The sequence below is a fragment of the Streptomyces sp. NPDC037083 genome, from assembly GCF_055606485.1.
Map to the genome: position 1 here is coordinate 1 of NZ_JBVJSQ010000019.1, position 12906 is coordinate 12906.

A 12906-nucleotide genomic window follows, 5' to 3' on the forward strand; every position below is an offset into this window, starting at 1 on the left:
GGCCCTCGCCGTTGCGGGCCCGCTCCAGCGCCCACCGGGTGACCGCCAGGCAGGCCAGGACGTCGTTGCCGTCCACGCGCACGCCCGGGAAGCCGAAGCCGAGCGCGCGGCGGTGGAGCGGGACGCGGGTCTGCTTCTCGGTCGGCATCGAGATCGCCCACTGGTTGTTCTGGCAGAAGAACACCACCGGCGCGTTGTACACGGCAGCGAAGTTGAAGGACTCCATCACGTCGCCCTGGCTGGAGGCGCCGTCGCCGAAGTAGGCGATGACCGCGCTGTCCGCGCCGTCCCTGGCGAGGCCCATGGCGTACCCGGTCGCGTGCAGGGCCTGCGAGCCGATGACGAGGGTGTAGAGGTGGAACCTGTCGGCATCCGGGTCCCAGCCGCCGTTGTTCACACCACGGAACATGCCGAGCAGGTTGGTCGGGTCGACCCCGCGGCACCAGGCGACGCCGTGCTCGCGGTAGCTGGGGAAGACGTGGTCGCCGTCCGAGACGGCCCGGCCCGACCCGATCTGGGCGGCTTCCTGGCCGAACGAGGAGGGCCACAGGCCGAGTTCGCCCTGGCGCTGCAGGGCGGTCGCCTCGGCGTCGAAACGGCGGGTCATCACCATGTCCCGGTACAGGCCGCGCAGCTCCTCCGGCGTGAGGTCGAGGCCGTACTCCGGGTGCCCGGTCCGCAGGCCCTCGGGGGTGAGCAACTGGACGAAGTCCGACTCGTCCGCCACGGTCACCGTCAGCCACCTGCCCGCACGGTTCCGCTGTCCTGGACGGCCTTCTGCTGTGCGGCGAAGGCCGCGCCGAGGAAGGCCTGGCTGTGCTCGGCCGTCCACCGCTGGGACGCTTCGAGGCCGCGCAGCGCACCGGTGAACCGGGGGGCCACATAGCGGGCGAGGAGCTCGAAGCTGCGCTTCGTCTGCTCGTGGGACGCCCAGTCCTGCACATTGACCAGGAGCCGGCCGAATCCTCCGGTGACCTCCTGGATCCGCCGGATCGTGGCGATGGCGTCGTCCACGGAGCCGATGATCGCGCCCATGTTGTCGACGGTCGACTCCAGCGCCTTCCGGGCGTCGGCACGGGACAGCGCCACCGGCAGGCCGAGGGTTTCGGCCCAGTACTCGTTGCGGTAGCGGAGCCACCCGGCGAGGACCTGGCTGAAGGCCTCCTCGCGGGTCTCCGCGATGTGCAGCGGCAGGGTGACACGCCAGGCGGAGCGGTCGGCGGTCCGCCCGTGCGCCTCGGCGGACTCCTCCAGGTGGAGCCACTGCTCCTTCAGGTCGCTCGGTCCGCTGCCGGGCCGGGGTGCGCCGAAGGAGAGCGGGGTGACGCCGTGCTGCCCTGCCAGCCTCATGCTGAACGGGGAGGTCGCGCTGGACAGCGCCACCTGTACGCCGCCCGGTGACCAGGGCCGCAGCTGCAGCCGCGCGTCGTTGAGCCGGTACCAGCCGCGGTCCACGGTGAGCGGCTCCTCGGACCGCAGCAGGTGCAGGACGGTGTCGAGGGCCTCGGCGGTGCGCTGCCGGGTGTCGCTCGGCGCGATGCCGAGCTGATGCATGTCGGAGGGGAGCGAACCGGCTCCCACGCCCAGCAGGAAGCGGCCTCGGGTCTGGTGGTCGAGCTGGACGGCACGCGCGGCCACCATGTACGGGTGGTGGTAGGGCAGGCTGATCACGCCGGTGCCCAGTTTGATGTGCCGGGTGCGCTCGGCCGCGGCGGCGATGAACAGCTCCGGGGAGGGGATGACGCCCCAGCCCGCCGAGTGGTGCTCGCCGACCCAGAACTCCTCGAAGTCGAGCTGGTCGAGCCAGCCGACCAGATCGAGGTCCCGCCACATGGTGAGGGTGGGATCCTCTCCGAGCGGGTGCAGCGGTGAGAGGAAGGCCCCGAACCGGAGGGGCTGTGCGGCTTCGGCTGTCATGTCGTTCCTTCCGGGCGCCCCGCTGCGAGGGGCGCGCTTCGGTACGCGGGTGCTTCTGCTGCTCCGCCGTCGGGGTGGCGGGCCGGTGACAGGCGGGGGCTCACCAGTCGGAGGCCGCGACGGCCGGCCCGGTCGGCACGGTCGGCGTCTCGCCGGACGCGGCCGGTTGCGGTGCCCCGGCGGCCTCCCGGGCGCCGTCCCGGGCGAAGCGCTCGCGCCAGATCCGCCGGGCGCGCGCGGACAGCGGGGCGTGGCCCTCGAAGATGAGGTCGAGGAAGGCCGACGCCTCCTCGATGTCGCGCAGCCTGCGCACCGACTCCTCGCCCGGCCTGGCGGTGATCAGCAGGTCGTTGATGACGGTGACCTTGCCCTCGGGCAACGTCCGCGCGCAGATGAGCGTGTTCATGATCTGCGAGCGGGAGTCCGGTCCCGACAGGTAGTCCAGGCACTCCTGGAACTCGGCCACCTGGCGGGGCGCACCGCCGAACTTGTACAGCGGCACCCACCGGCCGTCCGTCCCGCGCCGCTCGACGACGTCGCAGTCGCCCTCGACGCCCTCGCCGCCCTCGACGCCGGGTGCGGCCGCGATACGGAAGTCCCAGCCGCGCTGGCGGAACTCGCCGTGCGCGTAGGGGACCGGCTCGATGAACGTGTCGTGCGAGAAGCTGACGTCCACCAGCCAGTCGGTCTCCTCCAGGCGGACCTTGAGCAGCATGTGCGCGAAGATCCTGGAGTACTCGTCGTGGTGCGGGCGCCACATGTACGCGCCGAGCAGGGAGACGTCGAAGCCGATCTCGCTCAACACCCGGTGGAAGAGGGTGTGATTCTCGAAGCAGGCGCCGCCGCGCCGGTCGGTGACGACCTTGGCGAAGAGCAGGTCGTCCTGAAGGACCAGCCTGCTCTCCATGGCGTCCAGCGACTCGAACGGCACGCTGAACGCGTGTGCGCGGCAGATGTCGCGCAGCACGTCCAGGGTCGGGGTGAACGCGCCCGCGTAGCCGATGCGCTGGGCGTAGGAATCGAGTTGGAACACGGTGACTACCTCCGGTGCCGGCCGTCGTCCTCGGCCAGGAAGGCCGCGGCGTCGGCGATCAGGGGACGGATCGCGGGCTGGCCGAGGGCGAGCACCTCGAACTCGGGGGCCCGCTCCTCCTCGGCGGCCGCGTCGGCGGGCGGTTCCTGTGTGTTGCTCACCTGGAGCGACTGGAAGGCCTCGATGAAAGGGCGCCGCAGGGCCTCGTACCGCTGGACGCCGTCGGCGGCGCCCTCGCCGCGCAGCGCGCTGTCGACCATCTCGGCGAGGCAGGCGGCATCCTGCAGCGAGGTGTTGAGGCCCTGCCCGCCGAAGGCGTGCATGCCGTGCGCGCTGTCGCCGACCAGCACGACGTTGTCCAGGCTCCAGGACTTGGTGCGCACGAAGTGGTGCTGCACGCGGCGGACCTGGTTCCAGTCGGTGACGTGCTCGGCGATCCAGTCGGCGAGCCGGGGCACCACCCCGGACAGCGTCTCGACGAGGAGCTCGACGGGGCCCTCGGTGACCTGCGCCGCGGTCGCCGAGTCGGTGATCCACACCAGGACCAGCCCCTCCTCGGCGCGGCGGGTCTCCAGCAGGTAGCCGTGCGCTCCGAAGTGCGCGCGGGCCAGGCCGTCCCAGTCGGGCGGGCTCGGCACGACGACGTCCAGGTACGAGCCGGTGGAGGGGACCACCTCGGCCGGGATGCCGGCCAGTTCGCGGATCGTGGACGAGCGTCCGTCGGCCGCGAGCACGAACCGTGCGTCCACGGCCAGCCGCTGCTTGGGGGTGACGACGGTGAGTGTGCTGCCGGCCCCGTCCTTTCCGGGGGTCAGTGCCTGCGTTTCGGCCTCCCACACCACCGTCACGTTCGACAGTTCGGCGAGTTCTGCGAGCAGCAGCCGCACCAGGTCGAAGGAGCGGATGGACAGGGCGTGCGGTACGGGGCTGCCGTCGAGTTCGGCGTAGCGGTAGCTCGCGGCGAGGTGGCCGCCGAAGTAGATCTCGGCACCCGGGATGACGCCGGCGCGTTCGGTGAGCCGGTCGAGCACTCCGAGGCGGTCGAGCAGGTGCAGGGTGACGGGCTGGACGATGTTCACCACGGCAGGGGCGCCCGGCGGGGGGCCGCCGGGCGCCGGCTCGGGCCGCCGCTCCAGCAGGGTGACCTGCCAGCCCTGGCGGCCCAGGGCCAGGGCGGCGAGCAGGCCCACCGGCCCGGCCCCCACCACGCAGGCGTCCGCCGTCGTACGGACAGCGGTGGCCGACTCGTCAGTCATGGCTCTGCACCTTCTTCTCGGATTGGGGACCGCGGGCGCCGCGACGCCGCAGTTGACAGGTGATGCGGCCGGTGGCGATGCGCCTGTCGCGCCGGTCGTGCACGGTGACCTCGTACGTCGCCACCGAGGTGCCCACGAACAGGGGGGTGCAGATGCCGGTGACCGAACCGGAGCCGCGTGCGGCCCGGTGGTGGGTCACGGACAGCTCCTGGCCCAGGACCATGCCGCCGGCGCCGGCCTCCAGGACGGCGGCCAGCGAGCCGAGCGTCTCGACGAGGGCGGCGCTGGCTCCGCCGTGCAGGAAGCCGTAGTACTGGCGGTTGCGGTCCAGTGGGAGGCTGCCCACGATCCGCTGCGGGTTCCAGTCCTCGACGACGATGCCGAGGCTGGTGGTCAGCAGGTCGGGCCGGGTCAGCGTCTCCAGGTCGAAGGGCGCCTCGAACACGACTTCCTGCTCGGGCTGTTCGGCCGACGGGTGCTCCGCCGGTCCGACGCTCTGTTCGCCGGCCGGTTCCGCACGGCGGGACTCCACGGGCGCGCTCATGCGGCGACACCCGCCCGCAGACGGCCGGCGGCCACCAGGGCGCTGAGCCAGCCGTACTCGGGGGCCGCGGGGCCGTCGGGCTCCGTGACGGCCGAGGCGAGCAGCGGCAGTTGCTCGTCGTCCCGACCGGCCTTGCGCAGCAGTACGACGGCGGCGGCGTCCGACAGGGGCAGCGCCCCCACCGGCTCCTGGTCCTCCGCCAGGCGTCGCTGCACCGATGCGGCCCGCTCGTTGGCGGCCGTCTCGACGCCCACGACCACGACCTGGTCCGCGGCGTCCGATTCCAGCAGGGAGTCGGCGAGCAGCAGGGCCTGGCCGGCCGGGTCGGTGAGATGGGACAGCGACGTCAACGGCCCGGTGATGCCGTACTTCTTGGTGAGGTGGCCGAGGATCGACGTGGTCACCGACTGGAAGAACAGCAGCGGGCTGTGCACCTTTCCGTCGACCATCCGCGCGGTGGCCGTGTCGCCCGTGACGGTGTCCCCGTACATGGTGGCGAGGACCATCGCGGTGCGCGGGCCGGACGTGCCGACCAGGTTGTCCTCGGACGCCGGGTCGCCGAGGCACTCGACGACGGCCGCGTTGACGATCGGGCTGAACCGGGAGAGCACGAAGCCGACGACCTTGGGAAGTTCCTCCGCGGCGGCTCCGGGCAGGCCCTCGGCCCGCTCGCCCCATGGCGCCAGGCATGCGGCGCCGACGACCGCGCGGGGGCGGACGAAGTCCGTCGCGGCGGGGGTGTTCGTACGTGCGGTCATGCTGCGTCCTCTCCTGCGCGCTCCAGCACCAGCGCGGCGTTCACCCCTCCGAACGCCGCGTTGAGCGACAGCGCGTGTGTGATGTCGGCGGGCCGGGCCGCGTTCGGTATGTAGTCGAGGTCGCAGTCCGGGTCGGGTTCCCGGTAGCCGAGGGTGGGCGGCAGCAGCCCTTCGCGCAGGGCGAGCAGGGTGATGACGGCCTCGACCGCCCCGGTGGCCTCCAGCATGTGACCGGTGCCGCTCTTGGTGGAGCTGACCGGGACGTGGGGGGCGTGCTCGCCGAAGACGCGGTGCAGCGCGGCGGTCTCGGCCACGTCGTTGAGCGGCGTACCGGTGCCGTGGGCGTTGACGTAGCCGATCTGTTCGGGGGTGATGCCGGCCCTGCGGATGGCCGCGCCCGCCGCGGCGGCCATGCCCTCGCCGCGGGGGTGCGGCTGGATGACATGGTGGGCGTCGGCGGCCATGCCCCAGCCGGCCACCTTGCCGAGGATGTCGGCGCCCCGCTCGCGGGCGTGCCGCACCGACTCCAGGACCAGCACGGCCACGCCGTCGCCCTGCAGCAGTCCCATGCGCCCCTTGGCGAAGGGGCGTACGACGCCCTCCCGGCTCAGCGCCTTGCCCGAGTCGAACTTGGCGAAGACGTCCTCGGTGACCAGGTACGAGCCGCCCGCCACGACGACGTCCGCGCCGCCCCGGCTGATGAGTTCGGCGCCGTGCGCGATGGCGTTGGTCGAGGCGACACAGGCGTTCACGAACGCCAGTCGCGGGCGGCCCAGGCCCAGTTCCTCGCCGAGCCGTTCGGCGAGCCGTGCGGGCAGACTGTCCAGTACGCGCGGGTCGGCGGGCTCCCGGCCGGCGGCGATGTCTTCCCAGAAGCCCCGGTTGCCGGAGTGGTCCCCCGCGGTGCCCAGCAGTACCGGGGCGTTGGCGCCGTCGTGCCGGGCCATGGCGAGCGCTGCCAGCGCGCACGCGCGCAGGACCTCTCCCTGTCCGGGGGTGACGCCCGGTTTCACCGGGAGGCCCGGGATCTCCGGGCCTTCTCCCTCATACGTCGCCGCGCGGTCCGCGTGGTACGGCGCCGAGTCGAACCGGGTGACCGGAGTGAAGCCGGTGCGGCCCGCGAAGACGCCGTCGCGCAGGGCCTGCGCGCCGAATCCGTACGAGGTGAAGACTCCGTAGCCGGTGATGGCCACTTCAGCTGCCATGGGTTACCTCTCCCTGTTCCACCAGGCCGGGAAAGCGCCGGGCCAGCACGGCCTGGGCGCCTGTCATGGAGGTGAATTCGACGAGTTCCTCCTCCTCGGGCTCCCACGGGATGCCGTGCCGTTCTTCCAGCAGGTGCAGCATCCAGACGAGAGTGAGCGAGTCGACGACGAACTCGTCGGGGCCCTCCGGGCCGGGCTCGGGTGTGATCCCGCTGTCGACGAGCAGGCGTTCTATGTCATGGCGCGTGATCAACGCCCGGCTCCAGCCACCGCCGTACGCCGGTCGACCACCACCTGGACCAGTTGGCCGAGGGTGCGGACCGTCTCGGGGTCCACCTCCTCCTCGGGCAGTTCGACGTCGTACTCGCCCTCCAGCTGGAGCAGCAGCTCGATCATGGCGAGGGACTCGAGTTCGAGGCCGTCGGGACCGAGCGGGGTGTCGGCGTCGGCGTCCGCGGGGACGGGGAGGTTGATGACGTCGCGGATGACGGCGAGGACGAAGTCCCGGGTTTCTTCCTGCATGGTTCGGCTCCCTTGCGGGTTGTGGGGTCGGGGCGGGTCGGTGCTCAGATCTGTGCCGGGACGCTCGCCCGGTGCGGCACGGTGGCGAGGGGCGGCAGTACGGATGCGGCGGCGAGGCCCGGCCGGTGACCGTGCACGACGGCGGCGACCTCGCGGACGGCGGCGCCCGGGTCGGCGCTCTCGAAGACGCGGCGCCCCACGGCGAGGCCGCGGCAGCCGGCGTCCAGGGCGATGGTCGCGTAGTCGGTGAGGCTGCCGCTGTCGCTGGGGCCGCCGGCGACGAGGACCGGGATGGGGCAGCTCTCGGTGACTTCCGCCATGCCCTCGGAGGGCACCGCCCATGTCGTCTTGACCATGGTCGCGCCGAGGTCGGCGGCGATGTTGACGACGTGCGAGAGCAGGGCGGGAACGTGCGGGTCGGCGATGCGGGGGCCGCGCGGGTAGACCATGGCCAGCAGGGGCAGGTTCCACTCCTGGCAGGCTCGGGCGACGGTGCCCAGGTCGGCCAGTTGCGAGGCTTCCGTGTCGGCGCCGATGTTCACGTGCACGCTCACCGCGTCGGCGCCCGCCCTGACGGCGTCCACGACGTCGCCGACCAGGATCTTGGCGTCGCCGTCGGGCCCGTGCGGGGTACTGGCGCTGAGGTGGACGATCAGCCCGCAGTCGCGCAGCAGGCGGGGGTCGATCGCGCGGGCGCGGCCCTTGTGCACGACGATCGCGTCGGCGCCGTTGTCCACGACCGTGCCCACCAGCTCGTCGAACCGGGCGGCGGTGGTGATGGGGCCGTCGGCGACGGAGTGGTCCATGGGCACGAACAGGAAGTGGCCGGCGCGATGCCGGGAGAGCCGGGAGAGTCTGACGTCCAGCCCTGTGGTCAACGCAACCATCGTCGATCTACCCCCAATTGGTGGAAACACTGGGGGGATTCTTTCGGCGCCCCGGCCTGCGCGTAATCCTCGAAAGGACAGCTCCTGCGGGTCGCCGGAACAGGCCATTGGAGGTAGCCGTACAGGCAGTCCACCGCCGTGTCCGCCCGCCGTCGGCCCGTCCGTCCGCGCCCGGACGCGGACGCGGACACGGCTCCGGGCCCGTCGCGTGGTCGACGCGACGGGCCCGGACACGGGGATCTGTCCCGTGGATCGCGGCCCTGGGAGGCCGGCGGTGATGCGTGCGGGAGGCGGGTGGGTCAGGAGCCGGCGCCCTGCGGCTGGGTGTCGTGTGCGGGCGCCGGGCTCGGGGCGGCCTGCGGGGCCTGGCCCTGCTTGATGGCGAGGCTGATCAGCAGGGCGACGGCCACCACGGCCGCGCCGGTCCACGTCAGCGCCGTCGTCGAGGCGCCCGCGAGGACGGCGCCGCCGATCGCGGCGCCTGCCGCGGTCCCCAGGTACAGGGCGGAGTTGAGCAGTGAGACCACGACGCTGGTGTGCTCCGGCACGATCCGCATCAGCTGGTACTGGAGCGGCAGTTGGACGTGTGCGACGGCGAACCCGTAGAAGAGGATGACCACTCCGGCGGCGGCGGCGTTGAACGCGCCGTAGGGGAACACGGCGATGATGACCGCCACGGCCGCGAGCGCCGCGCCCAGCATGAACTTGGGCGACGTGCCCTTGTCGAGCCGCGCGCCGGCCAGCGCGTTGCCGACGAACGAGGTCACGCCCGCGATCAGCAGGTAGATCGGCAGGCTCTTCTCGGAGACGCCGGCGCTGTCCTCGAGGATCGAGGGCAGGAAGGTGTAGACGAGGCCCATCTGCGCGACGCCGTACAGGAACATCACGAACATCCGGCCCAGGACGCGCCCGTCGGTCAGGACGGCGAAGCGGTCCTTGAGACCGGGCGTGGGCGTGGCTCCGACGGACGGGACGAGCGCGGCGATGGTGACGATCGCGACGACGATGACGCCGACCACGACCCACAGGGCAGCGCGCCAGCCGACCTGGGTGCCGACGAGCACACCCACCGGAACACCGAGGATCGTCGCCACCGACAGGCCGCTCATGATGGTGCCGAGCGCGCGGCCCTGCTGGGCCGGCGGCACGAGCTGAACGGCCGTGCCCACGGCGGCCGGTGAGTAGACGCCGCCGACGGCGCCGGCCAGGACGCGGACGAGCACCATCACCCACAGGGACGGCGCGAGGGCGCTGGCCGCGTTGGCGAGGGCGAAGATGGTGAGTGCGTAGAGCGCGAGTTTCTTGCGGCCGACCTTCGCCGTGGCCACAGCGAGCAGGGGGGCGCTGATCGCGAACGCGAAGGTGAAGCCGGTGACGACCTGGGCGACCGCTGCCAGCGACACGTCGAAGGAGTCGGCCATGCCCGGCAGCAGGCCGGACAGGATGAAGGCGTCGAGTCCGATGGCGAACATGCCGAGGGCGAGTGGTGCGATGCGTTTCATCTCTTCTCCCGAGGGATGAGCGGAGTGACGGAATACCTGGGTATTTCGAACCTATGTTCGAGACCGAGGGTCGGCGGGGGCGCCGCGAGAGCGACGGCTCGCGTGGGCTAGCGCAGTTGCCGCGCGGTGAGGGCGGAGGTGAGCTCGTCGATCGAGGGCGCGCGGGCGACGCGCTCGGCGTGCACGGCGATCAGCACCTTGGCCTCCGCCTCCCAGGCCGCGAGGAGCTTCTTGTCGAAGTCCGGCCCCACGCCCGGCAGGCCGCCGTCCCGCACGCGGTGGAATTCCCTGAGGTCGTCGAACGCGTCCGGAAGGGTCCGGATCTCCGCGTTCCCCTCGATCGTCCACCAGGGGCCGTACCAGTTCTCGGACACCACGCAGACCGCCACCCGGGGATCACGCCGAATGTTCCGGGTCTTTGCGGTCACCTGGCTGGAGGTGACGACAAAGCAGCCGTCGCCGATCGCCAGGCCGGAGACGGGAGACGCCTGAATTCCGTCGTCACGGCGGCGTGTTATCAACACCGCGCGTACGGGCCGTACGACCCGGCCATTCACGTCTCTCGCCATCGGAGAATTCCCTTCCGTCGTTCGGGGACATCGTGCGGGGCCTGTTCATTCCGCCGGCCCTGCTGAAAACGGGCATGGCGGAACAGCGCTCCGTGCGTTCGGGGACTTTCACATCTCGGCGGACGGGGAGTCCGCCGTGGTCATCAGTGCGGGGCGCGGACCCGGCGGTCGCGGGCGACCGCGGCGACGTGCCGCGGACCCGCCGGTACCTCGTCCAGCCACCAGGACTCCGGCCGGTGCCGGCTGCCGCTGACCCGCAGCCCGGCCGCCGTCCGTCGTACCCGGAAGGAGCGCGGGCCGCCCGCGAGCCCGACTCCCTCGGCCTTCAGCAGTGCTTCCTTCCAGGTCCAGCGGCGCAGCAGCCACCGGGTGCGCTCCGGCGCGGCGACCCGGTCCCACTCCTCCAGTTCGGCGGGCCCGAGGATGCGCCGGGCCAGTCCGTCGGGCAGGCTCACCGGTCTGACCCACTCGACGTCCACGCCCACCGGACCCGCCGTGCTGACCGCCACCGCACAGCAGCCGGTGGTGTGCGCCAGGCTGATGTGCAGCTGCGGGGCGTCCGGCAGGAACGGTCTGCCGCGAGGGTCCCGGGCCGTCCGCACCTCGTGGACGGAGCACCCCAGGTGGTGCGCCACCGTCGTCCGCAGCAGCGCGCGGGAGCGGATCCACACGCGCCGCGGAGAAGGCGGCATCCGGTCGGCCCTGGCCTGCTCCTCCGGGCTGAGCAGCAGGCGCTCGGGCTCGGCCGCGGTGGCCCGCCAGGGCAGGTCCAGCCTGCTCAGGCGGACGACCGGGGTGTCGGACTCGTCATGCACCGGCGAGCAGGCCCTGCTTGAGCGCGATCGACACGGCCTGCGTCCGGTTCGGGCAGTTGAGCTTGGCCAGCACATTGGTGACATGCCGCTTCACCCCGTGCACCGATATGCCGAACCGCCTGGCTATCTGCTTGTTGCTCAGCCCCTCGCCCATCAGGTGCAGGACGTCCTGCTCGCGCGGGGTCAGCCGGACCTGGGCCGGAAAGGTGCGGGCGCCGCCGTTGCGGGCCCGCGCCATGAGCTGGCGCACCATGGTCGCCGGGATCGGCAGGTCGCCCCGGTCCAGCCGCTCGAGCGTCTCGCTCATGCACTCCAGCGTGAGGTCGGACTGAACGAGGAATCCGTCGGCCGGCAGGGCCGCGATCCGCTCCACCGTGCCCGCGTCGGCGCGGTCGAGCAGGACGAGCACCTTCACCCCGAGCCGTCCCGCGTCCTCCGTCAGCCGCAGCAGGACGTCCTCGCCGTCGGCGGCGTCGACGATCACCAAGGAGTACAGGCCGCTGCGCAGGACGTCCGAGGCGGTCGTCACATCGCCGTGCTGCTCGATATGGCGCGGCGGATCGAGCCGTTCGAGCATGTTGCAGATCCCCCAGCGTATGACCTCGCTGGGGAGGGCGACGAGTACGCCGCCTCTCCCAGCCGAATGCGCGCCGACGGCAGTGGATTTCTTGAGCATCACCAAGTCCGACATGCCAACCCCCTGTAGCACTTATCGAATCAGAGCGAAACGGTGGAGTGCTACACGCGAGAATCCGCGGCTCTATTCGAGGAGCCACGGATTCTCGTTGTAAGACGCCTGGACTTCATCGGCCGGGACCGGGACACTCCGAAGTCCATAGTGGGCGAACGACGCGGTCGGATCCACTTGTCAGAACCTCAGGATCCTGACTGACAACAACCTGATGCGCCCGGCGCACGGGAATGTACGCGTCGCGGTGGATTTGGTACGGGTCGCCGTCGGCCCTCGGGAGCCGGGATGTCAGCGGTCCCGGTGTCAGGCCGATGCGCCGAACCGGTCTTCCAGAGCCCGCTCGGCGTCGCAGAGGGCTTCGTCGCCCAGTGAGCGGCCGACCTCGAAACCGGCCTGGAAACGGCTTTCGGCCCCCAGCCCGTCCAGCATCTGGGCGATGCGGCGGCGCAGGGTGCGTACCGACATGCCGAGGCGTTTCGCGACGAGCTCGTCCTTCGCGCCCGTGCACAGCATCCGGATGATGACGGCGTTGACCTCCTGCGACACGTCCTCCAGACGGGCCCCGCGCCAGCCGCCCTGGGAGAACGGACGCGCCCTGAGCCAGTAGTCGGTGAACACGGACCGCAGGACACCGACGACCGCGGGATCGGACACCACCGACACGCTCTCGCTCTCGGGCGCGGGCACCAGGGCGAGCGAGTCACTCAGGACGAGGAACCAGCCCGGCAGCGTCTCCATGGTTCTGACCAGACCGCCGTGCTCCTCCACGAGCCCCAGTTCCTCGCGCAGGTCGGGATCGAAGCGCGTCACATGCTGGCAGAGCATGTGCAGTTCCAGGCCACGTTCCGACAGTTCGGGCCCTAAGGCGGGCAGATCCCTGAGCGCTTCGGGCCGCATCCCCGCGCCCGGGCGCATCTCCAGCCAGGGCCCGGAGGCGGTGCCGGCCGCCTGGGTCAGGAAACCCTGCACCCTGTCGTCGGGCAGGGCCAGTCCCTCACCGACCGCCGGCCCGGGCTGGGGCAGCGTCGCGAGGGACTGCCGCAGCCGGACGATCGCCGTCTCGGCCTGCTCGGCCAGCTCTTCCAGCGTCCGGGTGCCGGCCTCTTCGCGTTCGGGTTCGTGTTCGTCTGTTTCCGGTCGCATGACCCGGTCCCCCTTGTATGACGGTCCGCCCGAGCGGCGGACCGTCAACAGTAGGCTCAACGCA

Annotated in this window: 15 protein-coding genes; all 15 read right to left on the reverse strand. The window is 71.8% G+C overall.

Annotated features, from left to right (window positions below; translation table 11 throughout):
• On the reverse strand, positions 1-739 hold a 739-nt coding region (locus tag ACZ7DE_RS36890), incomplete at its 3' end, for a thiamine pyrophosphate-dependent enzyme (RefSeq protein ID WP_470768866.1).
• Positions 736-1917: an LLM class flavin-dependent oxidoreductase gene (locus ACZ7DE_RS36895; protein ID WP_470768765.1), complete on the reverse strand. Its 1182-nt coding sequence runs from the start codon at positions 1915-1917 to the stop codon at positions 736-738. The genes ACZ7DE_RS36890 and ACZ7DE_RS36895, both read right to left, overlap by 4 nt.
• A gap of 100 nt (positions 1918-2017) precedes the next feature.
• A complete protein-coding gene (locus ACZ7DE_RS36900; RefSeq protein ID WP_470768766.1) occupies positions 2018-2950 on the reverse strand; it encodes an arylamine N-acetyltransferase family protein in 933 nt (310 codons plus the stop codon).
• Between the two features lie 5 nt (positions 2951-2955).
• Entirely contained in the window at positions 2956-4206 is a 1251-nt protein-coding gene (locus ACZ7DE_RS36905) for an FAD-dependent oxidoreductase (protein WP_470768767.1), read from the reverse strand.
• Complete coding sequence (locus tag ACZ7DE_RS36910) at positions 4199-4750, reverse strand: PaaI family thioesterase (protein ID WP_470768768.1); 552 nt, start codon at positions 4748-4750, stop codon at positions 4199-4201. Before ACZ7DE_RS36910 ends, ACZ7DE_RS36905 begins: the two co-directional genes overlap by 8 nt.
• Positions 4747-5508: a ketosynthase gene (locus ACZ7DE_RS36915; protein ID WP_470768769.1), complete on the reverse strand. Its 762-nt coding sequence runs from the start codon at positions 5506-5508 to the stop codon at positions 4747-4749. Before ACZ7DE_RS36915 ends, ACZ7DE_RS36910 begins: the two co-directional genes overlap by 4 nt.
• Positions 5505-6713, reverse strand: a complete 1209-nt coding sequence (locus ACZ7DE_RS36920; RefSeq protein WP_470768770.1) for a beta-ketoacyl-[acyl-carrier-protein] synthase family protein — start codon at positions 6711-6713, stop codon at positions 5505-5507. Before ACZ7DE_RS36920 ends, ACZ7DE_RS36915 begins: the two co-directional genes overlap by 4 nt.
• Positions 6703-6966 carry an acyl carrier protein gene (locus ACZ7DE_RS36925; protein ID WP_470768771.1) on the reverse strand — a complete coding sequence of 88 codons (264 nt, stop codon included), beginning with the start codon at positions 6964-6966 and terminating at the stop codon, positions 6703-6705. Before ACZ7DE_RS36925 ends, ACZ7DE_RS36920 begins: the two co-directional genes overlap by 11 nt.
• Positions 6963-7235, reverse strand: coding sequence for an acyl carrier protein (locus ACZ7DE_RS36930; protein ID WP_470768772.1), 273 nt, complete (start codon positions 7233-7235; stop codon positions 6963-6965). Before ACZ7DE_RS36930 ends, ACZ7DE_RS36925 begins: the two co-directional genes overlap by 4 nt.
• Before the next feature lie 44 nt (positions 7236-7279).
• Complete coding sequence (locus tag ACZ7DE_RS36935) at positions 7280-8122, reverse strand: 2-amino-3,7-dideoxy-D-threo-hept-6-ulosonate synthase (RefSeq protein ID WP_470768773.1); 843 nt, start codon at positions 8120-8122, stop codon at positions 7280-7282.
• 299 nt (positions 8123-8421) lie between these two features.
• On the reverse strand, positions 8422-9624 hold the full coding sequence (locus ACZ7DE_RS36940; RefSeq protein WP_470768774.1) for an MFS transporter: 1203 nt from the start codon (positions 9622-9624) through the stop codon (positions 8422-8424).
• Between the two features lie 107 nt (positions 9625-9731).
• Complete coding sequence (locus tag ACZ7DE_RS36945) at positions 9732-10193, reverse strand: pyridoxamine 5'-phosphate oxidase family protein (RefSeq protein WP_470768775.1); 462 nt, start codon at positions 10191-10193, stop codon at positions 9732-9734.
• 143 nt (positions 10194-10336) lie between these two features.
• Complete coding sequence (locus ACZ7DE_RS36950) at positions 10337-11008, reverse strand: 4'-phosphopantetheinyl transferase family protein (RefSeq protein ID WP_470768776.1); 672 nt, start codon at positions 11006-11008, stop codon at positions 10337-10339.
• Positions 11001-11699 (reverse strand): helix-turn-helix transcriptional regulator, encoded by a 699-nt coding sequence (locus ACZ7DE_RS36955; protein WP_470768777.1) that lies wholly within the window; start codon positions 11697-11699, stop codon positions 11001-11003. Before ACZ7DE_RS36955 ends, ACZ7DE_RS36950 begins: the two co-directional genes overlap by 8 nt.
• Before the next feature lie 303 nt (positions 11700-12002).
• The gene (locus ACZ7DE_RS36960) at positions 12003-12842 is read right to left on the reverse strand and encodes a hypothetical protein (protein ID WP_470768778.1); all 840 of its coding nucleotides are present in this window, start codon (positions 12840-12842) and stop codon (positions 12003-12005) included.
• Positions 12843-12906: the final 64 nt, after the last annotated feature.

Bases quoted from the DNA above. Each gene is read 5' to 3' on its own strand.
- ACZ7DE_RS36955 (WP_470768777.1), bottom strand. From the start codon at position 11,699: ATGTCGGACTTGGTGATGCTCAAGAAATCCACTGCCGTCGGCGCGCAT.
- ACZ7DE_RS36915 (WP_470768769.1), bottom strand. From the start codon at position 5,508: ATGACCGCACGTACGAACACCCCCGCCGCGACGGACTTCGTCCGCCCC.
- ACZ7DE_RS36930 (WP_470768772.1), bottom strand. From the start codon at position 7,235: ATGCAGGAAGAAACCCGGGACTTCGTCCTCGCCGTCATCCGCGACGTC.
- ACZ7DE_RS36935 (WP_470768773.1), bottom strand. From the start codon at position 8,122: ATGGTTGCGTTGACCACAGGGCTGGACGTCAGACTCTCCCGGCTCTCC.
- ACZ7DE_RS36895 (WP_470768765.1), bottom strand. From the start codon at position 1,917: ATGACAGCCGAAGCCGCACAGCCCCTCCGGTTCGGGGCCTTCCTCTCA.
- ACZ7DE_RS36960 (WP_470768778.1), bottom strand. From the start codon at position 12,842: ATGCGACCGGAAACAGACGAACACGAACCCGAACGCGAAGAGGCCGGC.
- ACZ7DE_RS36910 (WP_470768768.1), bottom strand. From the start codon at position 4,750: ATGAGCGCGCCCGTGGAGTCCCGCCGTGCGGAACCGGCCGGCGAACAG.
- ACZ7DE_RS36905 (WP_470768767.1), bottom strand. From the start codon at position 4,206: ATGACTGACGAGTCGGCCACCGCTGTCCGTACGACGGCGGACGCCTGC.
- ACZ7DE_RS36920 (WP_470768770.1), bottom strand. From the start codon at position 6,713: ATGGCAGCTGAAGTGGCCATCACCGGCTACGGAGTCTTCACCTCGTAC.
- ACZ7DE_RS36940 (WP_470768774.1), bottom strand. From the start codon at position 9,624: ATGAAACGCATCGCACCACTCGCCCTCGGCATGTTCGCCATCGGACTC.
- ACZ7DE_RS36945 (WP_470768775.1), bottom strand. From the start codon at position 10,193: ATGGCGAGAGACGTGAATGGCCGGGTCGTACGGCCCGTACGCGCGGTG.